Source organism: Maribacter taeanensis, from assembly GCF_047345145.1.
Lineage (GTDB): Bacteria > Bacteroidota > Bacteroidia > Flavobacteriales > Flavobacteriaceae > Maribacter_C.
Genome location: NZ_JBLFER010000002.1, coordinates 35021 through 58225 on the forward strand (window position 1 = coordinate 35021; position 23205 = coordinate 58225).

The 23205-nt window shown below is 37.2% G+C and carries 18 protein-coding genes and 1 pseudogene; 8 read left to right on the top strand and 11 right to left on the bottom strand.

Going from position 1 to position 23205, the window contains the following annotated elements; all coding sequences use genetic code 11:
* Positions 1 to 6: 6 nt before the first annotated feature.
* Positions 7 to 1065, bottom strand: coding sequence for an A/G-specific adenine glycosylase (gene mutY, locus ACKWCD_RS06065; protein WP_413983052.1), 1059 nt, complete (start codon positions 1063 to 1065; stop codon positions 7 to 9).
* 203 nt (positions 1066 to 1268) lie between these two features.
* Between mutY and ACKWCD_RS06070 the strand changes: the two genes are divergently transcribed.
* From ACKWCD_RS06070 to ACKWCD_RS06085, 4 genes are all read left to right on the top strand, one after another.
* Positions 1269 to 1559: an HU family DNA-binding protein gene (locus tag ACKWCD_RS06070; RefSeq protein WP_413983053.1), complete on the top strand. Its 291-nt coding sequence runs from the start codon at positions 1269 to 1271 to the stop codon at positions 1557 to 1559.
* 257 nt (positions 1560 to 1816) lie between these two features.
* Positions 1817 to 3364, top strand: a complete 1548-nt coding sequence (locus ACKWCD_RS06075; RefSeq protein ID WP_413983054.1) for an Rne/Rng family ribonuclease — start codon at positions 1817 to 1819, stop codon at positions 3362 to 3364.
* A gap of 139 nt (positions 3365 to 3503) precedes the next feature.
* Positions 3504 to 3704: a DUF4177 domain-containing protein gene (locus tag ACKWCD_RS06080; RefSeq protein WP_413983055.1), complete on the top strand. Its 201-nt coding sequence runs from the start codon at positions 3504 to 3506 to the stop codon at positions 3702 to 3704.
* A complete protein-coding gene (locus tag ACKWCD_RS06085; protein WP_413983056.1) occupies positions 3704 to 4204 on the top strand; it encodes a regulatory protein RecX in 501 nt (166 codons plus the stop codon). The genes ACKWCD_RS06080 and ACKWCD_RS06085 overlap by 1 nt, the downstream gene beginning before the upstream one ends.
* Positions 4205 to 4211: 7 nt before the next feature.
* On the opposite strand, the gene ACKWCD_RS06090 is transcribed toward ACKWCD_RS06085, so the two are convergent.
* The 3 genes from ACKWCD_RS06090 to ACKWCD_RS06100 form a co-directional block, all read right to left on the bottom strand.
* Positions 4212 to 5069, bottom strand: coding sequence for a cupin-like domain-containing protein (locus tag ACKWCD_RS06090; protein WP_413983057.1), 858 nt, complete (start codon positions 5067 to 5069; stop codon positions 4212 to 4214).
* 170 nt (positions 5070 to 5239) lie between these two features.
* Positions 5240 to 6325 carry a biotin synthase BioB gene (gene bioB, locus ACKWCD_RS06095; protein WP_413983058.1) on the bottom strand — a complete coding sequence of 362 codons (1086 nt, stop codon included), beginning with the start codon at positions 6323 to 6325 and terminating at the stop codon, positions 5240 to 5242.
* A gap of 126 nt (positions 6326 to 6451) precedes the next feature.
* Complete coding sequence (locus ACKWCD_RS06100) at positions 6452 to 7675, bottom strand: beta-ketoacyl synthase N-terminal-like domain-containing protein (protein WP_413983059.1); 1224 nt, start codon at positions 7673 to 7675, stop codon at positions 6452 to 6454.
* A gap of 24 nt (positions 7676 to 7699) precedes the next feature.
* Between ACKWCD_RS06100 and ACKWCD_RS06105 the strand changes: the two genes are divergently transcribed.
* Entirely contained in the window at positions 7700 to 8134 is a 435-nt protein-coding gene (locus ACKWCD_RS06105; protein ID WP_413983060.1) for a cytochrome c oxidase assembly factor Coa1 family protein, read from the top strand.
* On the opposite strand, the gene bioA is transcribed toward ACKWCD_RS06105, so the two are convergent.
* Entirely contained in the window at positions 8120 to 9394 is a 1275-nt protein-coding gene (gene bioA, locus ACKWCD_RS06110; RefSeq protein ID WP_413983061.1) for an adenosylmethionine--8-amino-7-oxononanoate transaminase, read from the bottom strand. The genes ACKWCD_RS06105 and bioA overlap by 15 nt on opposite strands.
* A 63-nt stretch (positions 9395 to 9457) precedes the next feature.
* Here bioA and ACKWCD_RS06115 point away from each other — a divergent pair, with 63 nt between their 5' ends.
* Positions 9458 to 10945: an ArnT family glycosyltransferase gene (locus tag ACKWCD_RS06115; protein ID WP_413983062.1), complete on the top strand. Its 1488-nt coding sequence runs from the start codon at positions 9458 to 9460 to the stop codon at positions 10943 to 10945.
* On the opposite strand, the gene bioD is transcribed toward ACKWCD_RS06115, so the two are convergent.
* From bioD to ACKWCD_RS06145, 6 genes and pseudogenes are all read right to left on the bottom strand, one after another.
* Positions 10937 to 11557, bottom strand: a complete 621-nt coding sequence (gene bioD, locus ACKWCD_RS06120) for a dethiobiotin synthase (protein WP_413983063.1) — start codon at positions 11555 to 11557, stop codon at positions 10937 to 10939. The two genes, ACKWCD_RS06115 and bioD, sit on opposite strands and share 9 nt — an antisense overlap.
* Positions 11558 to 11625: 68 nt before the next feature.
* Complete coding sequence (locus tag ACKWCD_RS06125; RefSeq protein ID WP_413983064.1) at positions 11626 to 12615, bottom strand: S41 family peptidase; 990 nt, start codon at positions 12613 to 12615, stop codon at positions 11626 to 11628.
* A 66-nt stretch (positions 12616 to 12681) separates the two neighbouring features.
* Positions 12682 to 13485 carry a LytTR family DNA-binding domain-containing protein gene (locus ACKWCD_RS06130; RefSeq protein WP_413983065.1) on the bottom strand — a complete coding sequence of 268 codons (804 nt, stop codon included), beginning with the start codon at positions 13483 to 13485 and terminating at the stop codon, positions 12682 to 12684.
* Positions 13486 to 13639: 154 nt separating this feature from the next.
* Positions 13640 to 13861 (bottom strand): annotated as a pseudogene (locus ACKWCD_RS06135) (AAA family ATPase); the annotation flags it as partial.
* Between the two features lies 1 nt (position 13862).
* Positions 13863 to 14246: a putative signal transducing protein gene (locus ACKWCD_RS06140; RefSeq protein WP_413983066.1), complete on the bottom strand. Its 384-nt coding sequence runs from the start codon at positions 14244 to 14246 to the stop codon at positions 13863 to 13865.
* A 5-nt stretch (positions 14247 to 14251) separates the two neighbouring features.
* On the bottom strand, positions 14252 to 15409 hold the full coding sequence (locus ACKWCD_RS06145) for an aminotransferase class I/II-fold pyridoxal phosphate-dependent enzyme (protein WP_413983067.1): 1158 nt from the start codon (positions 15407 to 15409) through the stop codon (positions 14252 to 14254).
* Positions 15410 to 15829: 420 nt separating this feature from the next.
* Here ACKWCD_RS06145 and ACKWCD_RS06150 point away from each other — a divergent pair, with 420 nt between their 5' ends.
* Together ACKWCD_RS06150 and ACKWCD_RS06155 are read left to right on the top strand one after the other, a co-directional pair.
* Positions 15830 to 18265, top strand: coding sequence for a hypothetical protein (locus tag ACKWCD_RS06150; RefSeq protein ID WP_413983068.1), 2436 nt, complete (start codon positions 15830 to 15832; stop codon positions 18263 to 18265).
* 41 nt (positions 18266 to 18306) lie between these two features.
* Complete coding sequence (locus ACKWCD_RS06155) at positions 18307 to 23202, top strand: hypothetical protein (RefSeq protein WP_413983069.1); 4896 nt, start codon at positions 18307 to 18309, stop codon at positions 23200 to 23202.
* Positions 23203 to 23205: the final 3 nt, after the last annotated feature.

Consider the following 23205-nt stretch of genomic DNA (forward strand, 5'->3'; position numbering starts at 1 on the left):
ATTGGGTCAAAAATACGAAATTTTAGCCGTTTTGATGAAATCTGCAATCAAAACAGGTACGGCATAATCTTCAACTTCCGCTACCGGAATAGACCCTTCTAATTTGGTGTCGGTCTTAATCAACCAAAAACGAGTGTGTAGGTGTTGATGTGAAAGCTTATGCACAATTAATTTTTCATTGAAGGGAGTTACTTCTGGAGAATCATGCAATTCTAAAACCTCTGACAAACCACTCAACACCTTTTCTAAACTGATCTCATCGTCGGATTCAAGTAAAGGAAATTCCCATAGATTCTGCCAAATGCCTTTACCCTTGCGACGTTTTAAAAGTGTTCGCTTCTCTCTATTTTCCGAATCAATTAGGGGCACCAAATAATTGAAATACCGCTTTCTAACTTTCGTTTTATTTAGCTTAACAGGTAGTTTATCAATCGTATTTTTTTGCAAGGCAACACAACTTTCATTCAAAGGACAACTCAAGCAATTTGGTTTTTTTGGAGCACATTGAATTGCCCCAAACTCCATAATACCCTGATTATAGTCTCTGATATTATCGGCATTCATTATTTTTCGAGCCAATTCTTTAAAATACCTAAGGCCCTCAGTACTATTTATAGGCGTATCAATACCAAAGTAGCGAGCCAAGACTCTATAAACATTACCGTCAACTACCGGTTGTGGCTCGTCAAAACAAATAGAAGCAATTGCACTTGCAGTATAATCACCAACACCTTTTAGCTTTAAAAGTTCTTTATAGGTTTTAGGAAACTCACCTTCATACTCCTCAACAACCATTTTTGCTGTTGCGTGTAGATTGCGTGCTCTCGAATAATAGCCTAGTCCTTGCCATAACTTTAAAACCTGTTCCTCCGAAGCTTTTGCTAAGTCATAAACTGTTGGAAAATTTGCAACAAACTTCAAATAGTAGGGGGTACCTTGAACTACACGTGTCTGTTGTAGCATGATTTCTGATAGCCAAATTTTATAAGGATCTCTAGTTCGTCGCCATGGAAGTGTGCGTTTATTTTGAGCGTACCAGATAAGAATATTTTGAGAAAAAGTCATTAGCACGAAACGATTGCATCAAAAGTAAGGGTTTATTTATTTAGTGCTTTCTCAAATTCTATTTTTAGTATAATTTCAAAAAATCAACTTTAACACCAAAAGCCCAATGAATTCACTTAAAATTAGTCGTTTAAGACTAAAAGAATAAATTTAATTTATATATTTGCTCGCCAAAATTTTATACCTAAAACTTAATTTAAAAGATGACGAAAGCGGAAATTGTATCGAAAATCTCAGATAAACTGGGAATCGAAAAAGGTGATGTGCAAGCAACAGTAGAATCATTCATGGAGGAGGTAAAATCTTCCTTAGAAAGTGGCGATAACGTTTACCTACGAGGTTTTGGAAGTTTCATTGTTAAGACAAGAGCTGAAAAAACTGGAAGAAACATTTCAAAAAACACGACAATTAAAATTCCTGCTCATAATATTCCTGCATTTAAGCCTGCAAAGGTTTTTGTTGAGGGTGTTAAGAGCAACGTTCAAGTAAAATAAAGTACTAATCATAAAAAGTAACCCTTTATGCCAAGTGGTAAGAAAAGAAAAAGACATAAGGTAGCTACTCATAAGCGTAAGAAACGCAGAAGAGCTAACCGTCACAAGAAAAAGTAGTTGTAATAACTACTTTTTCACTTTATACGTTCTTTGACATAGAGATTCCAAAAGTGAATTTCGGCAGGTGGTATGCCCCTGTTTCAATATTGTTTAATCCATTTATCCGCTCGTAAGCGGATAAGTATAAATAAATTCAGGTGAATAGAGAATTAATCGTAAGATCTAGTTCCGACGCCGTCGATTTTGCTTTACTAAAAGATGGAAAACTTACTGAATTACATAAAGAAGAAGACAATAACGACTTCTCCGTTGGTGATATTTTTCTCGCCAAGGTAAGAAAACCTGTTACCGGTCTAAACGCAGCTTTCGTAAATGTAGGTTATGAAAAAGATGCTTTTTTGCATTATCATGACCTTGGGCCGCAATTATCTTCAATGTTAAAATTCATTAAGCAAGTTAGTACAGGGAAATTAAGAGATTATTCCCTCAAAAACTTTCCAACTGAAAAAGATATAGATAAGCATGGTGTAATAACTGACGTTATTAAAGCCAATCAGTCCTTATTAGTGCAAATTGTTAAAGAACCCATATCAACCAAAGGCCCAAGAATTAGCTCTGAGCTATCATTAGCTGGGCGTTATTTGGTGATGGTACCTTTTTCTGATCGTGTATCAGTCTCTCAAAAGATTGCTAGTAGACAAGAAAAAGACAGGTTAAAAAGGCTTGTAAAAAGCATTAAACCCAAAGGTTTCGGAGTAATTATCCGTACAGTTGCAGAAGGCAAAAAAGTGGCAGAACTCGACAAAGATCTAGAAAACTTGCTGAACAAATGGTCAGCAATGTGCAAGAAATTATACAAAGCGCCAACCCCCTCTAAGGTACTTGTTGAAGTCAATAGAGCTTCTAGTATTTTAAGAGACGTTTTTAACGATTCCTATACGGGAATACATGTAGACGACCAAACGCTTTATAACCAAATTAAAGATTACCTGCTGGAAATTGCACCAGCCAAAGAATCCATTGTAAAACTGCATAGTTCGTCCGTTCCTATTTTTGAGAAATTTGGAATAGAAAGACAAATCAAAACCTCTTTTGGCCGTACTGCTACTATGAGTAAAGGTGCATACCTTATCATAGAGCATACCGAAGCATTACACGTAATCGATGTAAATAGCGGAAACCGTTCAAATAAGGCCAAAAATCAAGAGGATACTGCCCTAGAGGTAAACTTATTGGCAGCTTCTGAAATAGCAAGGCAATTACGCCTTCGCGATATGGGAGGAATAATCGTAGTAGATTTTATCGATATGGTAAAAGCACCACATCGACGAAAACTTTTTGATCATCTTCGTGATGAGATGAAAGATGATCGTGCGAAGCACAAAATACTACCTCCTAGTAAATTCGGACTCATACAGATTACAAGACAAAGGGTTCGGCCCGAAATGAATATCAAAACAACAGAGAAGAACCCAAATGGCAATGGTCAAGAGGTAGAAGCTCCGATTGTTCTGGTTGACAAGATAAATGCCGACCTAGAACGCCTTTTAAAAGGACCGAAAGCTAATAATGGTATTACTTTAAATATACATCCATTTATAGCTGCGTATTTGACGAAAGGCTTTCCATCTATGCGAACCAAGTGGTTTTTGGAGCATAAGAAAAGAATTAAAATACAACCTAGAGATGCGTATACGTATCTTGAATACCGTTTTAAAGATAAAGACGGTAAAACTATTTACTAAGCCATTTTGGCTATTAAAATTTAAGCGACCTTTCGGCAACGAAGGGTCGCTTTTTTTGTATCTAGTTATTTTATTTTCATTCCCATGAACATGGGAATCTTAAAGATTTTTGTATTTTCCTCATACTAAACACAACACTATGAAAGAATACAAGGTTGAGTCTTTTCTTCTCTATTCAAAAATGACTTTTAATACAAAGCATATTATTCAAGACGCCACAAAGAAAATTCAAGAGCTCTTAGACCAATATGCGCAAGATGGTTGGACTCTTGCTTCAACCGACGCCGTTACTTTTGGTGCTGCAGTATATCATTATCTTTATTTTGAGCGTAATAAATAATGGCAAATTCAGACATTAATCGCTTTCAAAATAAAACAGAAACCTACACCCTAACAGAAGCTACTAAAAAACTAGAAGGCTACTGCGCCTATCAAGAGCGCTGCCATAAAGAAGTAGTTCAAAAGCTTCGTAATATGAACATGATTACTGAGGCAATAGATGAAATTGTTTCGCATTTAATTCAAGAGAATTACCTAAACGAAGAGCGCTTTGCGCAAAGCTTCGCAAGAGGGAAATTCAATATTAAAAAATGGGGTAGAAATCGCATTGTTAATGAATTGAAGTTTCGGGGAATTTCTAAATACAACATCAAAACGGCGCTAAAAGAAATTGAAGATGAAGCATACCTAAGTACTTTAGATACTCTTTCTCTAAAACGCTTAGAAGCTATCAAAGAAACTAATCATCAAAAACGACGGAAAAAACTAGCAGACTACTTGCTATATCGCGGATGGGAAAGTCATTTGGTATATGGTAAAGTAAAGGAATTGATTCCTTAAAAATAGATCAGCTCATTGCCCGATTGGTCTTCTCAATTGCTCTTTTATTCTTTCGATCTATCCATTTTTGACCCTGTAATTTTCGCATGAAAACATCAAAATGACGCATAAAGAAAATATTATAAGCAGCCTCCAAAAAATTTAAGGGATTTCTCGCCAAAGCCCGCAAACTCATTGAAAAACCAGGCGTCAAATACTTCATATAATGCCAATAACCCTCGGGCATATACAACACTTCACCGTGCTTTAGAACAGATTTAAACCCTTCGGCTTTTTTCAAGGCTGGCCATTTCTCAAAATCTGGATTTGAGAAATCTATACTTTCATGTGTAATTATCGAATGCGGTACGCGATACAGGTATTTGTTCTCCGATTGGGGGAAAAGAATACAGAGCTTCTCACCCTCAAAATGAAAGTGAAAAATATTAGCAAAATCAATATCATGGTGCATGAAGGTGTGCGAGTTTTTACCTCCAAAGAAAAGCATGGGTACACCTTTCAATAGTCGAATGCCAAAATCAGGGTACGAAAAATCCTTTTGTAAAACGGGTACTTCCTTTAAGACATTCCATAGAAAAATTCGAAACTTCGTAGGTTCCTTTTTCAGTAAATCAATATATTCTGACATCTTCATCTCAGCATGTGGTTCGTTAAAACCATCATCATGATGCACAGGCCTATCATCATATAAGGGAACAATTTTATCTCCTGCAACTTCCTTGATATAGTCTAGACTCCATTTGGAATGCGCAGCCCAACCATCATCAAATTCTTCAATAATCACAGGTTTTTGTGGCTTTAGATAAAGCCGCACAAAATCTTTTTTTGAAATGGATTTTACCCTCGGAATTTCAACTAACTTCAATGGAATCTGGGTTGATTTTAAAGAACAAATTTAGTCAACCTAAAGAAAAGATATTCTTAAAATTTTCTGAAAGAAAAATAGAAACTAAAATGTAAGTTTGGGCCTGTAGAAGACATTGCTAGAAGTGTTTCGATAAGCTCAGCAAGACTAACGTATTTCTTAACAGACGCTTATTTTGCAGCAGCTTTCGCCTCTTCGTTACGCTCGATTTTATGGCCAGGGCGCGTCCATTTTGGTTTTTCACCTAAGGGCTGCAATTGAGAATCTTCTGCTTCTACAGTCTTTGGTTGCGATACTTTGGTGAATGGTTTTTGCGGATTCAAACCTAAGAGTTTGAACATTTCCATATCCTGATTAACATCCGGATTTGGTGTGGTTAACAATTTATCTCCCGCAAAAATAGAATTGGCACCTGCGAAAAAGCACATTGCCTGTCCTTCTCTGCTCATTTCCGTTCGACCTGCAGAAAGACGTACTTGTGTCTCTGGCATTACAATACGTGTGGTTGCTACCATGCGAATCATATCCCAAATGGCGATGGGTTCCATATCTTCCATAGGAGTGCCTTCTACAGTAACTAAAGCATTAATTGGAACCGATTCTGGTTGCGGATTTAAAGAAGTGAGTGCAACTAACATTCCCGCTCTATCTTCTAAAGCTTCTCCCATGCCAATAATTCCACCACTGCAAACAGTTACATTACTTTTGCGAACATTGTCAATGGTTTCCAAGCGATCTTCAAAGGCTCTGGTTGAAATCACGTCTTTATAATAATCTTCAGAAGTATCAAGGTTGTGGTTGTAAGCATATAGTCCGGCTTCTGCCAAACGATTTGCTTGATTTTCAGTAATCATCCCTAAGGTACAGCAGACCTCCATGTCTAACTTGTTAATCGTACGTACCATCTCAAGAACTTGATCAAACTCTGGTCCGTCTTTCACATTACGCCATGCCGCCCCCATGCAAACTCGAGAACTTCCAGATGCCTTGGCACGCAAAGCCTGAGCTTTCACATGCGAAACTGTCATTAAATCATTGCCTTCAATATCAGTATGGTAGCGAGCAGCTTGCGGACAATACCCACAATCTTCAGGGCAACCTCCTGTTTTTATTGACAATAAGGTTGAAACCTGAACCGTGTTTGGATCATGATTCTCTCTATGGATTGTTGCCGCTTCATAGAGCAATTCCATCAAAGGCTTATTGTAAATATCTAGGATTTCTTCTTTTGACCAGTTGTGTCTTGCTGTGCTCATATTCTATTTGAATTCTAGTTCAAAAATAAGCTATTCGAAGTCAAAAGCCAATGAAAGAAAAGTCCAAAATGAATTGGAAATTGATGTTTTTTAGTCCTCGACTGCTCTCGAAGGGACAGTAATTTATTATTTGGAAAGTAGAATACTAACCGCATTCCCTCCAAAACCTACGGCATTTACCATAACTTTTCGAATCTTTTTTGGTTTAGATTCATAAGAAATAAATGGCGTTCCTATAAATTCTTGATGCTGTAACATGAGAACCGCTAGTTCAACACTCAACATTCCAGATGCACCAAAGGTATGGCCTACCTGCCATTTGTTGGAAGTCAGCACAGGTTGTTTCTTTTGAAATATTTTTTGAACTGCTTTGTACTCTGAGGCATCCCCTTTTATGGTTCCTGGCGCATGCATCACTATTACGTCTACTTCTTCTGGATTCATTTCTCCTAAAGCCATTTGCATCGAACGTTGAAAGCATTTTGCATCCGAAGAAATAGAAATATTATGCTTTAAAATTTCCGTAGCATAACCAATTCCCAATATTTGAGCCAGAGCATTTTTGGCAAGTCCTTTTTCCAAACAAGCTACTGATGCACCTTCACCTAAGATCATTGTATTTTGCTTTTTATCGAGGTTTAAGGCTTGACAGGGATAGTCGTCTAAGGGGTCTTTCGACTGCGCTAGAGGAGACATTCGAGCATAAATCTTTAATGCCTTCATTTGAGCAATTGTAAACGGAGTTAGAGGGGCTTCACTTCCGCCTACTAAGAATTTATCTGCCATTCCAGATTGTAGCCAAGCGATTCCGTTCAGCAAGGCATGTAACGCGGTAGAACAGGTTATGGAATGTGATACTTCAGGCCCTTTAGAATTCAAATCATGACCTACCCACGAAGAAATATTTCCCAAAGTGGTAGTCGGCGATGTTAAAGTAGAAGACTTTTTATTTTGAATATATTCGGAATGATATGATTCAAAAAGGGAGGTCGCTCCGCGAGAAGAGCCTATGTTAATTCCGAAATTATCGCTAGCCCTCCACTTGGCTTCTTCTATAGCTTTTCTCGAAACATAGATTGCAAATAAGACAGAATCATCAAGCTTTTTATATTTGGAATCTGAATTTCGAAGTTCCTGTATTTCTTTGGCCGCTTCAGTATCTAACTGCGCTACCCATTCCATATGTGCATCAAACATTTTTTGCTTAAAAAGATGCTCGCGCCTTTGATAATTAGACCAAACTTCATCTTTGGTTGTTCCTAAAGCAGAAATTGAACTTAATGCCGTTATTGAAATGGGTTGAATCACAAATTTGATATTTATGGCAAAAGTAAAAGTTCTTATCTTCATCTTATGCAACAAAATCAAGAAAGCATGAATAATGAACTGGTAGAATACCCGAGTTGGTGGAAACGCAATTGGAAATGGGTCGTACCCGTTGGTGGATGCCTTAGCTTAATTGTACTATTTATTGTGTTTCTAGGCTCTGTTTTTTATGGTGTTACCTCAGCTTTAGAAGAGTCACAACCTTATGAGTACGCCTTAGAGAAAATAAACCAAGACCCCGAAATAGCTAGTGTTTTAGGTACTCCAATCGAAAAAGATGGAATGATTCAGGGAAATTATAAATATTCTAACGGTAAGAAATCGGCTGATATGAAAATACCTATTTCAGGGCCAAACGGCTCTGGCACTTTGTTCGTTGAAGCCACAGGCGAAGATGATAATTGGACTTACAATGTGATTCGTGTGGAAATTAAAGACAATGAAAGTATCGATTTGTTAGAAGGGGAATCAGAAATGTTCTAAGGCCTCTTCTATTGAAGAATACACCTTTCTCAATTGCATATTAGTAATCACATAAGGAGGAAGCACATAAACCGTGTTTCCTAAAGGTCGTATCATAATGCCTCGCTTCATAAAAAACTGATACAATTTATCGCGTAAATTGCCATAGCGTTCCATTTGCAAATTCAAATCAACAGCAAGTATAACTCCAAGACTACGTACCTCTTTCACTTTTGGGTGTTTCTCAATGGTTGCTGCAAATTGTTTGTGAGCATTTTCAATATATCTTCTTCGCTCCATAATTTCAGGAGAAGAAAGCAATTCAATACTAGCCAATGCAGCAGCACAACCCAACGGATGCGCACTAAATGTATGTGCATGAAAAAAACCTTTATGTACTTCTTCGCTTAAAAAACCATCAAAAATCGCCTGCGAACAACTCGTAATACTCAAAGGAAACATACCGGCCGTTAGTGCCTTGCTCAAGCAAATAATATCAGGATTATTTTCAAGGTAATCAGAAGCAAAGTTCTTACCCGTTTTACCAAACCCAGTCATAATCTCGTCTGCAATACAAATAACACCTAATTCTTGGCATCTTTTAATCAATACGTCAAGTCCTTTAGCCGAGTGAAATTTCATTCCCGCAGCTCCTTGGGCCAATGGTTCGAAAATAAAAGCAGCACAATTCGTATTCTGAATTATACTTTCTAACTGTGCTAAAACCTTTTCAATAGTATCTTCTTGAGGTGGAGGTATACGTTCCACTTTCAATAAAAAATCTTCAAACGGACCGTTATACGATGAGAGTCCAGATGCGCTCATGGCACCAAAAGTATCTCCGTGAAATCCATCTTCAAAAGCGATAAGTGTTCCTCGCTTATCTCCTCTATTATGATGGTACTGCAAAGCCATTTTAATTGCAGCTTCCACGGCCGTAGAGCCATTATCATTAAAGAAAATTTTTGCTTGGTTTTCAGGTAGAATTCGCAATAAGTTTTCAGATAATTTCACAGCAGGTTCATGGGTAAAACCACTGAACATCACGAAATCCAACTTTTGCATTTGATTCTTGATGGCAGTTGTTATGGTGTCATTGGAATGCCCATACATACAGGTATACCATGACGCAATACCATCGATATATTCATTGCCATCCTCATCCCATAACAGGGCATCTTTGGCTTTTACAATTCCGATAGGAGCAGCGGCGGTTTGATGCTGCGTTAGTGGATGCCAAATAAATTTTTTGTCTCTTTCAGAAAGATTTTTCGTTACCATTGAATTTATTAAACGGCGGTTTCTTTATCTTGCAAAGATGGGGAATTCATCCCAAAATGAAGTATGCTCAACCGCCTTATAGACAAACTTACGCCTAACTATAACCAAATAAAATATCGCACTGTTTTCGGTATTCTATTTGTGATTTCGCTCTTTGTTCGTTTTCCTTTTTTCTTTAGGGATTATATCGATAGAGATGAAAGCACTTTTATTTTAATGGCGCAATCATGGGTTGAAGGGCATTTGCCGTATACCCAACTTTGGGATCTTAAACCTCCCTTGGCCTTTTTGTTCTTTGCAGGAATCATAACCGTTTTCGGGAAAAGTTTTTTTGCAATCCGTTTTGTGGGGGCATTAGTAGTTGCTACCACAGCATTCTTTACTTATCAAATCGGAACAACTATTTCTACTAGAAAAATATCTTTTTGGGCGGCCATAGCTTGCGTGGCATTGCAAAGTATGTTTGGAAGTATTCAGGGCGTAATGTCGGAGCACATTTGCGTCGCCTTTCTAACTGCGGCCATTTATGTTATTATTCGTTATAAGGAATGGTATTGGCTTGCCCTTGCCGGATTATTAATGGGCATTGCTATAATGGTAAAGCTTAATCTTGCCTATGTAGTCTTATTTGTAGGTCTTTATTTAATCTATTATTTCATTGGAGAACGGAAAATTAAAAATGGAATCCTTGGCGTTACAGCCTATGGAATTGGGATTATAACAATTGTTTTACTTACATGGCTTCCTTATTATTTTCAAGGGCTTCAAGAACTTTGGTGGAAATCTGTGGTCATCGCTCCTTTAGATTATTCTGGCGCTAGGCGCTATTCAGTATTCAAGTTAATGCCAACTTTTCTTTTGCTTGGAGGCTTTTTCTTTTTGGCTTGGAAAAACAAGTATTTGAATTTCAAAGATGCCTCCATTCAAGTTCTTTTGGTTGCCATTCTAGGAGTGCTTTATGCTTTCTTTAAAGGCGGAAGAATCAATAGTCATTATTTGATTCAGCTCTACCCTATTTTGATCGTCTTAGTAGGAATCGTTTTTGGTAAACTATGTACATCTTGGAAGGTAAAAATACCCAAAGCATTTCTATTATTATTGCTTCTGTTTCCAGCAGAAAGTTACTTGGAGTATTATCGCATTGTCAAACATAAAATAGAACGTGGAAGCTTTTACAATGGAGAAGGAATTACCGTTCCTAAATATCTGTCTGAAAACAATATTAATGCGGATAATATTCTCTTTTTAGAATATCATATTGGGTATTGGAAATTAAATAAAAAACCTCCCACAAAAGCCGCCACCCACCCTAGTAATATCTGTAAGCCTGAAATGTTTGCGGCATACGATAATCCTAGAAGCACTTCTATGGAAGAGTTACGCTATATCATGGAGACGCTACAACCAGAGACCATAGTGACCAGAAAAGATCGACTCATATTTGACGAGCAACAAGTTGAGGCAAACGCATATCTAGAAAAATACATTCCGAATAACTATAAACTTCATACTGTAGTTGACGAAGCAGAAATATTTATACGCTTAAAGTGATTGTAGTGTATTTCGAAACTTATTGGCGTATTTTTTAATTACATCTTTGTTGAATTCTGCTTCCTCATCAATTCTGCCGATTAACGGGACTCCCGTTTTATGCAGAATAATTTGCTCGGTTGTTGGGTGTTCATTTCCGCTAAATAAAAGTGATACACTATAACCTTTCTGCTTTAGCCAACCTACTGTTAAAAGCGTGTGATTAATGCTGCCTAAATAATGTCGGGAGACCACTATGACCTTATAACGTGGTGATATTATATCTAAAATAGTATCCTCTTCATTCAAAGGAACCAATAATCCACCCGCACCTTCAATAACCAAATGATTTTCGGTTTTGGGAGCAACTATTTTTTGAGTATCAATCTGAATTCCATCAATATCAGCAGCCGCATGCGGACTCATAGGTGTCTGAAGTTCGTAACTACTTTTGTGAATTTTTGTCTTCAGATTCGAAATTAAACGAGATACTTTATGGCTGTCTGAGTTATCTAAATCACCAGCTTGAATGGGTTTCCAATAATCAGATTCAAGCGCTTCGGTTATAATTGCGGAGGCAATTGTTTTTCCTACTTCTGTAGAAATACCTGTGATGAAATAAGTATTTGCCATTTTACAAAAATAGGAAACAGTCTCTAATACCTGATTGAAGACTGTTCCTTATTTACATGATAAACTTACTATTCTATAGACTGAAGCACAGTAGTCAGTGCTTTATCTGCCAAAACCTCTATTGTAGGTTGCACTCCCACACGATCCAATCTAGTACCTGCTGCAGTTATATAGTCCAGTACTGGAAGGAAAATTGTTAATTGATCATCTAATTTAAAATCCATACCGCTCATCATTTCACCTGCCGTGGGTTCGCCCACGATGGTTACTACTTTTTGGTTCTTTAATAAATATACCAAAGGCTCACAAGCGCTTGCAGTTTTCTTACTGGTCAGTACATATACTTTTCCAGAATACGTTGAGTTATTATGAGGAGGTAAGACCATTCTAAATGCTGGATTTTGTGATGCCTCCTGAAATCCTTGATAAGTCATCTCCTTGAGGTATGGAAAACTATTAATTTCATCCAGAGAAGGGTATCTCTGTTTTTCTTCAAACCAGGATCGACCAATATAGGCGCCTGCATCAATTATTTCTGCCGTTAAAAAGCGACCTAATACTACCGCCGCATCCAAACTTCCGCCCTGATTATTGCGCAAATCAATGATTAGGTTTTTATATCCATTTTGTGCAATTTGCTGTACAATATTGATCATCAATTCTGTATTTGAATCAAAGGATCGTATAAATAAAACGGCTGTGGTATTATCAATTGGCACCAATTCAAACGGAGGTATTTCATTGGTCTTGGTGTTTCTATTTTCTTTTTTGGAGCTTCCTGTGTGTTTAAGATAATAATGGCTAAAAGGTAGTTTGTCCGAAGCGTTATTAAAAGCTTTTGCAAAATCACGGTCACTTAATTTCTGCTCTGCCAAAGCTTTAATTTGAGATTCAAATTCCTCCCAATCTTTGGTTTCTAAAAATGCCGGATTGCAGATATTTTTGTGTGTTGTTTCTATTAAAGTATTGAATAGTTTTTTGTGTTTTTTTGCTTCGTTCTGTGCGTTTCCTGCGCTCAAAATTGTACACGCTACAAGGATTAAAATTCGTTGTTTCATAAAGTTTTTATTTGTTGATGAAAAACAAATAGAAACTATTCTGTAAAATGAAAAAAAAGATTGTGATTAGTTTGTAATTTTTGTGCTCAAATTGTAAACCTTGGGACGATTTTGTTTTTTCTGGGATGAGTCTAAAAGCTTATTTCTCAATGCTTCAAAGTATTTTTGAGAAATAGGAATAGGTTCTAAAGGAAGCGTAAATACCATTTCTCTTTTACGTGAATTACCCTTAACTCCTTCTAGAAATTTTAGATTCACAAGATATGATCGATGTACTTGATGTGCATGAGGCAATTGTTTTTGTATTATCGTAAGTGTTGCTCTTAGCATTTCCTCCTTAACGATATCATCTTGTACAAATACAATGATTACATAATTTTGTTGTGCCCGTGCATACACAAAACTGTCTGCTTCGAGTATTAATTCATCATATTTATTGGTTCCACGCAGCACAATCTGCTTATCATCTTCTTCATCACTTGTTGCTAATTGAATCGTCCCTAAGCGTATTCTAAAATAGATCCATAAGGGACCCAAAATGGGAATGAATGGTATTCCAGCATAACTCATAAACCCTTTCCATCTATTCAAACTCAATCCTTGCATACCATCCATCGCCACCCATTTATAGAGATAACTTACACTGAGCATTACGAACAAACTCAGTAAAGTATACAAGATTTCATTAATGGGATACCAACGTCGTTTTTGAACTTTATAGATGTAGTTCTCCAATGGATGTAGTGCAAGTATGGGAATCAAAATTGCCAAGGCATAGCCCGCCAATCTTAGGTTTTTATAAGAAATAGTGGACTTATCGGTATTAAAAGGCTGCAGGAAAATAAGAATTAGACTTATACTTACCCCCATGATTAACCCTATATGTAAGGTAGATTTCCATTTCTGGTTATATGCAATTACTCTATTAATGGGCTGGATTATTTAGAAACTATGAAACTAAAGATAGCAAATTAATTATTCAGGGTTTAGTATTAAAACTATGCATACAAAAACGTAATCGTTCAGCTCCCTCAATGACCAAATGGTTATCCGTTTTGGAAGCAACTATTTTTTGAGCATTAATCCGAATACCATCAATATCTACCACTTTATGGCTATCCAAATTATCTAAATCACCTGCTTGAACACGTTTTTAATAGTCGGCTTATAATGCTTCGGTGATACTTGCTGAGGCAATTGTTTTTACTACTTCAGTGGATATTCCGGTAACGAAAATTTGTTGCATTTTACTCAGGTTTGGTAATTATTCCGCAGTTGAGACACTTGTATTTCCTCTTTTCAAAAAATGGAAAGAGTCTATGAAATATACTTTTACGTTCATAATATGCTTCTGACTTTGTTGCCTTGCAATTTGGACAAACGATAGGGTTACCATCACCATCTAAGGCGTACGCCCGTATTTCATTATAAATTTCAAGAGCACGATCTTTATCTTTTGTATATACTTGCAGCTTCACTCCTCCAATAGCATTGCTAATTAAAGGGTCAGAATTTAAAGTATTCTCATCTCGAAGAAAAACAGGAATACCTTCTGCTTCCAATTTACCTTTTATGATTTGCACGTCTGCTACAAATTCAAAAGCACCAATCATATAAAACTTCTCTTCCATAGTTCTCAAAGATAACTTTTAAGCAACTGAAGTACTAGTCCGATTTCATCGGGACTATTAAAACTATGCAAACAAAATCGCAGCCGTTCTTCACCTTCAGGAACTGTTGGCGAGAGAATTGCTTTTACATCAAAACCTTTATCGTTTAGTTTTTTTGAAACGGACTTCACTTTATCGTTTCCTGAAATCATACAACAATGAATCGCGGAATCGCTTGGCACAAAATACTTCGCAATTTCAAGTGATTGTATTTTGCTTCTAAAAAGCGAAATATTGTCTCGAAGGTATTTCCCTTGATCCTCTACATCTGGAATTTCTAGATAGGCATATGATGACAAAATGGTAGCAACCGAATGTGGTGGAAGTCCTGTAGTGTAGATAAAACTCCTTGCGAAATTCACCAGGTAATGTTTCAACTGCTCACCTCCTAAGATGGCAGCGCCATGGCAACCCAAAGCTTTTCCGAAGGTAATGATACGTGCTAAGATTTGTTTTTCTAAACCCAAATCTTGAACAATTCCTTTCCCATTTTTCCCTAATACCCCAATCGCATGTGCCTCATCAACTATGAAATGGAATCCTTCAGAAGCACAAAAATCAGCAAACTTTTTTAAGTCTGGAGAATCACCATCCATTGAAAACACGGATTCGGTTACAATGTAAATTTCTGTTTCATTTGGGTTTCGGGAGCGCTCAGCCTGACACTTTGATTTTAAATCTCCTAAATCGTTGTGTTTGAACTTGTAGCTTTTCGCATTTCCCATTTTGATACCATCACGAATGCTGGCATGAATGTATTCATCGTAGAATACAACATCACCACGCTGTGGTACCGCACTAAAGAAACCAATATTGGCATCATAACCTGAATTGAAAACTAAGGCACTTTCTGTCTTATGAAATTTCGTTAGCTGCCTTTCGAGTTCTGCATATAAATTGTGATTACCAGATAAAAGCCGAGACCCAGTTGCTCCGTTTTGAGAAATATTTTTTTTTAGACTAAGTTGAAAAGTATTGGCATAAATCGTCTCATTGTTTGCAAAGCCTAGATAATCATTACTAGAAAAATCAACTAGATTTTCTTCAAAAGGTAAACTCCGAAGCGCGTTGTTTTCTTTTCGTTCTTGTAATTTTTGTTGTAGTTTTTTCGGGAATTTGGCCATGGGCTAAAGATAAACCATCCGAAGAAAAAAAAGGAAATAAGACTCATCACAAATGAGTATAAAAATGTAAAAACTTAGCTAAATGCAGGTGGGAAATAAATTACACAACAAGATTACTTCTGTTTACAAGTTTTAGAAAGGCACTGACAACAAAAATAAGTGTGCAGTTCATCGAAAAGTTTATATTTAATCGGCCTTTTAACTTAATTTTAAGATAGTGAACTGGTTTTGACTTTTTCTTTTACCTGCAAACTTCACATTTTGCACCCTAATTTTGTCATTTTTGATTACCGTAGCTAAGGCTATGCCGATAAAAAACAACTTCATTAGGTCACAAAAGCCGAAATTCTCGGTTCCAAACAAAAAGTCAAAACCAGTTCAATCAACCAAACACAATTGTCCAAACTAATTGTCCCCTTCATGCTATTTTGCACTCTTGGCATATCCCAAAGTATCAACTTTGACCAATTGGGCAAAGAGAAATGGCTACGCTATAATGGCGGAGTTGCGGCAAATGCTGTTTACTACGATGGCACTGCGAACAGACAAGATTTAACTTACTTTTTAACGGGAAACTTAAACTTCAATATTGCGGGGTTATACAATATTCCATTGTCATTCACCTACTCAAATCAAGATTTCAATTTTCAGAATCCGTTTAAGTTTAATCGTTTGAGTTTGCATCCATCATATAAATGGGCGACGGCACATATTGGTGATGTGAATATGACCTTTTCACCTTACACCTTGGCTGGGCATCAATTTACAGGTGGTGGTTTTGATTTGAATCCTGAAGGAAGATTCCAAATAAGCGCTATGTACGGGCGTCTACTTCGCGCTACAGAATATAATGAAGAAGAACCAAGAGCGATTACCGCATACAACAGAAAAGGCTACGGACTAAAAACAGCCTACGATTTTGATTTTATGAAGTTGGGCTTGATTCTTTTTAAGGCTTCGGATGATATCAATTCTTTGGATAATCCATTTCCGGTTGAATTAGGTCTTTCACCAAAAGACAATGCAGTCGTCTCTTTTGAATCAGAATTTCGACTTTTTGATAAAGCACAAATTCGTGTAGAATACGCCATTTCAGGAGTCACGGAAGATACACAGCTGACAGATGCTCGAGAAACCAATGGTATTCTATCCTTTTTATTGGATGAAAATATTAGCACCAACTACTACAATGCGTTGAATGCTTCATTCAGCTATCCCGCAGGTAATGGAACGATTGGCGCAGGCTACGAACGTATTGACCCTGATTATAAAACCTTAGGAGCCTACTTTTTCAATAATGATTTGGAAAACATTACTGTAAATGCTAGTCAATCGTTGTTCGAAAACAAATTAAGCCTAAGTGTAAATGCAGGTTTACAGCAAGACAATTTAGATAATGCTAAGTCATCAGACCAACAGCGAATTGTAAGTGCTGTGAATGCCAATTATAGCGCTTCTGAGCGTTTGAGTTTGAATGGGTCGTATTCCAATTTTCAGTCCTTTACCAACATTCGTGACCAGTTTGATTATATCAATCAAGTGGGCGATTTCGATAATGTAGATACGCTTAACTATCGTCAAATTTCACAAAATGCCAATTTGGGCGCGAACTTTATCGTCAAGAAAACGGAAACCCAACAACAAACTACGAATTTGAATTTGGTGTATCAAAACTCTACCAATCAGCAAGAAGGGGAAACGATTGAAGGCGGTGAAAACCAATTTTATAATGGTGTTGCGGGTTATACTATCGGATATCCTGAACGGGCATTAAATATTTCTTTAGCAGCAAACGTATCTTACAATACGGTCGCTGAAGATGATAATATGACTTTGGGCCCTACCCTATCCATCGGAAAACAATTTTTTGACAAGCAATTACGCACCAATTTTTCAAGTTCGTATAACACCTCATTCACCAATGGAGAACAGCAAGGTGACGTTCTGAACTTTCGATTGGGCAGTAGCTATGTATGGTTGGAAAAGCATAATCTCAATTTGAATTTCTTGATGCTATTTCGAAATTCTACTTTAAACACAGGCCGTGATCTGACCATAACATTTGGATACAGCTATGCCTTCGACAATTTCAAGCTAAACCTCAAAAAGGGTCAGCGTGTACCGAATGAGCGAACACCTCGCAATCGAGAAGCTTCAGTCAGCTTTAGATATCGCAATGTATCTTACAGCGGAACACTGTCGGAAGTCAGTGAACAATTGACCAACGTCTTTGAAAGTGGGCAATTTGCAGCTATTCCACAGTTTAAGAAAGATGAACTGACTATTCTTTTAGCGATAACCAAAGAGCAGGAAAAAGAGAATAAATACCAAGAAAGTGCTCTGAATTTTCTTGCAGAATTATATGAGTATGGCGATTTTCAAGATCTTTACAACCAAGCGCTTTTTGACGTAATTGATCGTATTCGTGACGACATCAAACGAATTGATTTTATATTAGAAAAACTCTACATAGAGACCAAAGAGATTGTAGATAAGCATCCTCTCTATAAAAAACCGGTAGAAAACTATACGGATACTGATAAAATTTTAAAGCCGCAATTCGACAAAATTATAGCCGAACATACTGATCGAGCCGAAAAACTAGCCGGTCATCGTTGGCTTGAAATCAAGTTTGCCAAATACAATACCGTTGAAGATATTGAAAACCCTAGTGGTTATTTAAAGGACTTTAGAGACAGTATGTCGATAAAATCATACGAGATGTACGATAAAACAGGTGATTTAGACGAATTAGAGTACTTTTTAGAAAAGGAAATCATCGATTACTACTATAAGAAGTCACTGAGCATTACCGACCCAGATAATTTGGAGTTGCGGTATATTAATAAGAACTAAATCTAAGTACGAGGTAAAAAGTACGAAGTACGAAATATTGGATGGATAGATTTTTACAATTTTTAATTGGAATTTTTTCTTTTAAAAAGAAGAATAAATTCCCTTCCCTTCGGGAAGGGCTAGGGAGAGGTCTATTCGTACTTTGTACTTTGTACTCCGTACTTTCAACAGCCCAAACCTTCCCCGTACAAGTAATTCCGCAAGCTTTACCACCTGCACCAATCTATATTTCAAACTACGCAGATGCTAGCACTGTTACGAGCCCTTTACGTGTGCAGATTATCTTAAATGATTTTGAAATCGCCAATCGTGAAATTCGCCTAAAAACCTATTTCACCGGAAGCGGACTGTCCTTCCAAAGCAACGATCTTGTAGTGGGGGCGAGTCCTTTGTTTTTAGAAGGGGGAATTCCTTTGATATTAACCAATGCCGAATTAGCCCCTTATTTTGAGTTTAACAATATAACAGGCATCAATGCCAATCAGTATGGAAGTGCCATTCCCGAAGGTGCTTATCAATTCTGTGTTGAAGTATACGATGTATTGACGGGCAGTCGCCTCTCTAATAAAAATTGTGCCGTTAGTGTAGTCTTTCAAAATGAGCCTCCCTTTTTGGTACTACCCAGAAATAAAGAAAATGTTGATGAAATCAACCCACAGTACATCGTCTTTCAATGGACACCGCGTAGCATCAACGTCAGCAATGTAGAATACGAATTGAGCATGGTTGAAATTTGGGACAACCAAGTAGATCCACAGCAAGCCTTTTTAAGTTCTCCCCCTGTTTTTCAAACAACGACCACAGCCACGACATATGTATATGGGCCATCAGACCCACTCTTACTATCTGGAAAAAAATACGCTTGGCGCGTTCAGGCAAAAGCCAAACAAGGGACCGAAGAAATTGGACTCTTTAAAAATGAGGGCTACAGTGAAATCTATTCTTTTAGTTATGCCGCCTCTTGTGAGCTTCCGGCAGCAGTTAACCATGAAGTAAAAGGAAGTACCAATGCGAACATTTTCTGGGATGATTTTTCTACGGAAATACCTGAGTATACAGTACGCTATCGTCAAAAAAATGTACAAGATGCTGAGTGGTTTCTAGCCAAAACTACGGGTAATGAACTTACGATTTGGGAACTCAAAGCCGGCACCACCTACGAATACCAACTCAGTAAAAACTGTGGCGTTGCTCAAAGTGATTGGAGCTTTACCAAAGAGTTTACCACGGCATTAGAGTTTGAAGAAGAGAGCGTTCTTGATTGTGGAGTTTCTCCTGATATCAACTTAACGAATATGGAGCCTTTAGCTAGTATTGCTACTGGCGAAACTTTTGTTGCCGGAGATTTTCCTGTAAAAATTCTAGAAGTCAGCGGTTCTAACGGAAAGTTTACTGGTAAAGGTTATGTATCGCTGCCTTATCTTGAAAACATCAAAGTCGCTGTTGAGTTTACCAATATTTTGATCAATACCGATCGAGATATGGCCGAAGGCTCTGTCATAACGGTTTACGACCCCGACTGGAAAAACATTCTTGATGTCGATGTTGTTATAGATGTCGCGGACGATATTTTAGATGAATTTACTGGTGGTGACCAAAATGTCCCCATAAAAGTTGACTTTGAGGTTCCTTCTACGGATAATATTAAAATTGAAAATGGTAAAATAGTTATCACAGGACCCAATGGAGAAACAACAACTAATGACTACGATGAAGGTGATAGTTATGTAATTACAGATAGCAAAGGCAACACCTTCAACATTGATAAAGATGGTAACATTACTGAAGGTGATAAAGGTGCCCCAGGTGGTGAGGCTACCGCAGATAATACTTCTGGTATTTCAGGTGGTTCTGGTACTGCAGCCGACCCTTCTGTACAACAAATAACCGCTACAGATATCACCGTAACTTTCGATGCCTCAACTTCGACCTATGGTTTTGATGAAGCTACAAGTGATTTTGAAAAAGCAAACTACCCTAAAGTTTCTCTTCCCAATGGAGGAGATTACTACCCCGTTCATAAAGCAGTGGTTGCAGGAAAAAGCGATAACCTAATTGCGAATGTTCAGACTACAAACCCAGACATTCAGCTCGACAGCCTCATATTCAAAACGGTTAAAGGTACCCTAATACCAACCACTAGAAATAACAATTCTTTCACTCTAACCCTAAACGGAAACAATAGCTATCATTCTGATGAAGCCATTGTAACCTACAAAGCTAAAGATGGCAAATACAAAATAGCAGCTAGCTTCTTTATTCATCATATAAAACAGCATGATAAAGTTGATGTGGTCATCGTACAAGTAAATAATGCAGATGCACTCTCCAATATAGATCAAAAATTAGATCCCCTTTTTAAAACTGCCGGAGCCAGTTTTAATATTATACGCAAGCAACTTTCAGTTACCACAGAACAATGGGATACAAAAACAGCCAATAATTCACTTGATTATGACGGTAGTGGCATAGCCTCCAATTACCCTGATGAATTTAAAAATATTACCCAAGCTTATAAAGACGACAATCCAAATTGGAACCGTCGTGCCTACCACCTTTTTGTCCTCCCTGAGGATATACCTAATACTAAAGGAATCAATGGTTTTATGCCTAAAGGTAGGCAATGGGGTTATGTTTTCGAAGCACATAAAGGCAGTGGCATTGAAAATAAAGCAACGCTAAACTTAACGGCCATGCACGAACTAGGGCATGGTATTTTTGGCCTACCACACCCATTTGAAAACGACGAAGACACCAGTGGTGAAGGCACTGATTGGCTCATGGATTATGGGGGTGGGGAGCAGCTCTCTTACTCTAACTGGGCACATATGAGTGATGAAGGCCTGAAGTTGTATCTGTTTCAGACCGATGAGGATGGGGAGTATAGTAATTCTGAATATTTTGAAAAACTCCTGCAACAAATTCGATGTGCTTATGCCTCAGGTATAAATTCAATTGAAATGCCCGAGAAATACATAACGGGATATAACAAACAAGTAATTACATTCAACTATGGTCTACCTATTCGCAGATCGGATATTAATGGAGAAAAAATTACCTCCGGTTGGTTTACCTCAACGAGTGGCGCAGCTACAATTACAAATATTCGAAATGCTATTATTGACCCAAATAAAGGAGATATTATATTTGGAAACTTTAAAATAGATGTTCCTGTACCAGTTTATACCTTTAATAACAACATAACTCCATTTGAACATTTAATAGATTACTTATTTCCTACTTCGGCCGATATTGAAAAAGACTTCAACACAATATGGAATGATAATATAAAGCAGAAAGTAGAGTCAAATCAAATGCTTTCAAGTGATGACATTAACAATCTTAAAAAAATTGCTTCTTGTGGAACGGAGCTATTGAGCAGTGACACAAAATACAAGTTGTTAAAGAGTCTGTTAAAGGTAGGTTGGACGAATTGGTGGATTGATGAAGAGCAAGAAGATTTAATTCTTGATATTATTGCTACAACTCCCCCTGGAAATAAATCGAAAGAACTTTTTGATAAAATAAATGCCGACAATGCTTTGTTAGAAGATCTAATGGGAAGTTTGGATGATACCTCGGGTAATGAGAATAACTTTGTAAGACTAGGTAAAGAAATATTTTCCTTATTTGACAGAGCATATTCAGATGCTGCCCGAAATTCTCTTTACAACAATCTTGATGCTGGCAAAAAACTCTATTTCTACGGGGCTAATAGCCCAGAAATGTGCACATGGAGAATTAGCGCTTCTAAAGGGAGCAACAAGTTCAACTTTGATGAAACTCACGTATTTAATATTCAATATGGAGACTACAACCCTTTAATAGCGGGTTCAAGTCTGCCAACATGCCAAACAGAAAATAAAAAATATAGTTTCTCTTATAGCGATTTTATAGCCGTTAAGTTCATCGGTGACCAATCTACCTATGATTTTGATGATGGTCTAAATTTAATGCCTGCATCGGTTTACTACATATTACTTAAGTCAAATTCAAATCAAATTATAAGGACCCAACTTGAAACTTTTGTTTTCGTTCTTGGTATACTTACTCCAATAGATGAATTCTATCTTTTAGGTAAAGCGATACAATATGGGAACAGAGGTATAAAAGCTTTAAGGTATTCTAGTATCAAATCTTTGTCTCAGGTCAATAAAATTAAAGTACCTCTGGATACCAGTGGCAAAAAACTTGAAGAACTTAGTAATGGCAAAGTAGATAAATTTGTTGAGTTCGTTGATGATGGAGCAGGCCTGTCAGATGAACTGCTTACAGCTATAAGGTTGGGAAAAAGAAACGATGGGACTCTTGCTAAAGCACTTGATGATGCTGGTTTTCCAAAAAGTGCTGATGCAGTTAGAAAATCAAGCAATGTTCAATCTAATAACACTAAGGGATTGGATTTGGGAGACGCTCAGATACCAAATGCAATTGAGGACTATACTTTTAATGTGGATGGGATTACATTTTCCAAGAACTCCAGTGAAAATTGGAAAGAATTTTTTGATAGAATTAGCGCCAGTGGTAAACTTAATGCATTTGAATCACATCATATATTCCCAGTAGATCTCTTAAAAAGAGAATCATTCAGAAAATGGTATGAATTAATAGGACATCAAAAAATAGATTTGAATGGGGTTTCAACCCTAGAAAATCTAATTATGTTGGAAAAAAAGCTTTTGGCGAATCAACGAGGCGTTCATAGCAACCATCCTAAATACACAGATGAAATAGGAGTATATTTTGACGAACAATGGGCAAAATATAAAGCTGACAACACTTCTTGGGATGACTCGAGAATTGCAGCAGAAGTAGATAAGGACGCCAGACACTTAGCAAATGAGATTAAGAAATCATTATTGGAAAACTCCGTTAAAGAAAATACTGAAATTGTGTCTTTCTGGGATGTGATAGATTTTGATGACCTAATAAGATAAAAT

Excerpts from the sequence above, each read along its gene's own strand:
- ACKWCD_RS06070 (WP_413983053.1), top strand. The coding sequence starts at position 1,269 with ATGACGAAAGCGGAAATTGTATCGAAAATCTCAGATAAACTGGGAATC.
- ACKWCD_RS06140 (WP_413983066.1), bottom strand. The coding sequence starts at position 14,246 with ATGGAAGAGAAGTTTTATATGATTGGTGCTTTTGAATTTGTAGCAGAC.
- ACKWCD_RS06130 (WP_413983065.1), bottom strand. The coding sequence starts at position 13,485 with ATGGGGGTAAGTATAAGTCTAATTCTTATTTTCCTGCAGCCTTTTAAT.
- ACKWCD_RS06080 (WP_413983055.1), top strand. The coding sequence starts at position 3,504 with ATGAAAGAATACAAGGTTGAGTCTTTTCTTCTCTATTCAAAAATGACT.
- ACKWCD_RS06125 (WP_413983064.1), bottom strand. The coding sequence starts at position 12,615 with ATGAAACAACGAATTTTAATCCTTGTAGCGTGTACAATTTTGAGCGCA.
- ACKWCD_RS06115 (WP_413983062.1), top strand. The coding sequence starts at position 9,458 with ATGCTCAACCGCCTTATAGACAAACTTACGCCTAACTATAACCAAATA.
- ACKWCD_RS06155 (WP_413983069.1), top strand. The coding sequence starts at position 18,307 with ATGGATAGATTTTTACAATTTTTAATTGGAATTTTTTCTTTTAAAAAG.
- ACKWCD_RS06085 (WP_413983056.1), top strand. The coding sequence starts at position 3,704 with ATGGCAAATTCAGACATTAATCGCTTTCAAAATAAAACAGAAACCTAC.
- mutY (WP_413983052.1), bottom strand. The coding sequence starts at position 1,065 with ATGACTTTTTCTCAAAATATTCTTATCTGGTACGCTCAAAATAAACGC.
- ACKWCD_RS06145 (WP_413983067.1), bottom strand. The coding sequence starts at position 15,409 with ATGGCCAAATTCCCGAAAAAACTACAACAAAAATTACAAGAACGAAAA.
- ACKWCD_RS06100 (WP_413983059.1), bottom strand. The coding sequence starts at position 7,675 with ATGAAGATAAGAACTTTTACTTTTGCCATAAATATCAAATTTGTGATT.
- bioD (WP_413983063.1), bottom strand. The coding sequence starts at position 11,557 with ATGGCAAATACTTATTTCATCACAGGTATTTCTACAGAAGTAGGAAAA.
- ACKWCD_RS06105 (WP_413983060.1), top strand. The coding sequence starts at position 7,700 with ATGAATAATGAACTGGTAGAATACCCGAGTTGGTGGAAACGCAATTGG.
- bioA (WP_413983061.1), bottom strand. The coding sequence starts at position 9,394 with ATGGTAACGAAAAATCTTTCTGAAAGAGACAAAAAATTTATTTGGCAT.
- bioB (WP_413983058.1), bottom strand. The coding sequence starts at position 6,325 with ATGAGCACAGCAAGACACAACTGGTCAAAAGAAGAAATCCTAGATATT.
- ACKWCD_RS06150 (WP_413983068.1), top strand. The coding sequence starts at position 15,830 with ATGCTATTTTGCACTCTTGGCATATCCCAAAGTATCAACTTTGACCAA.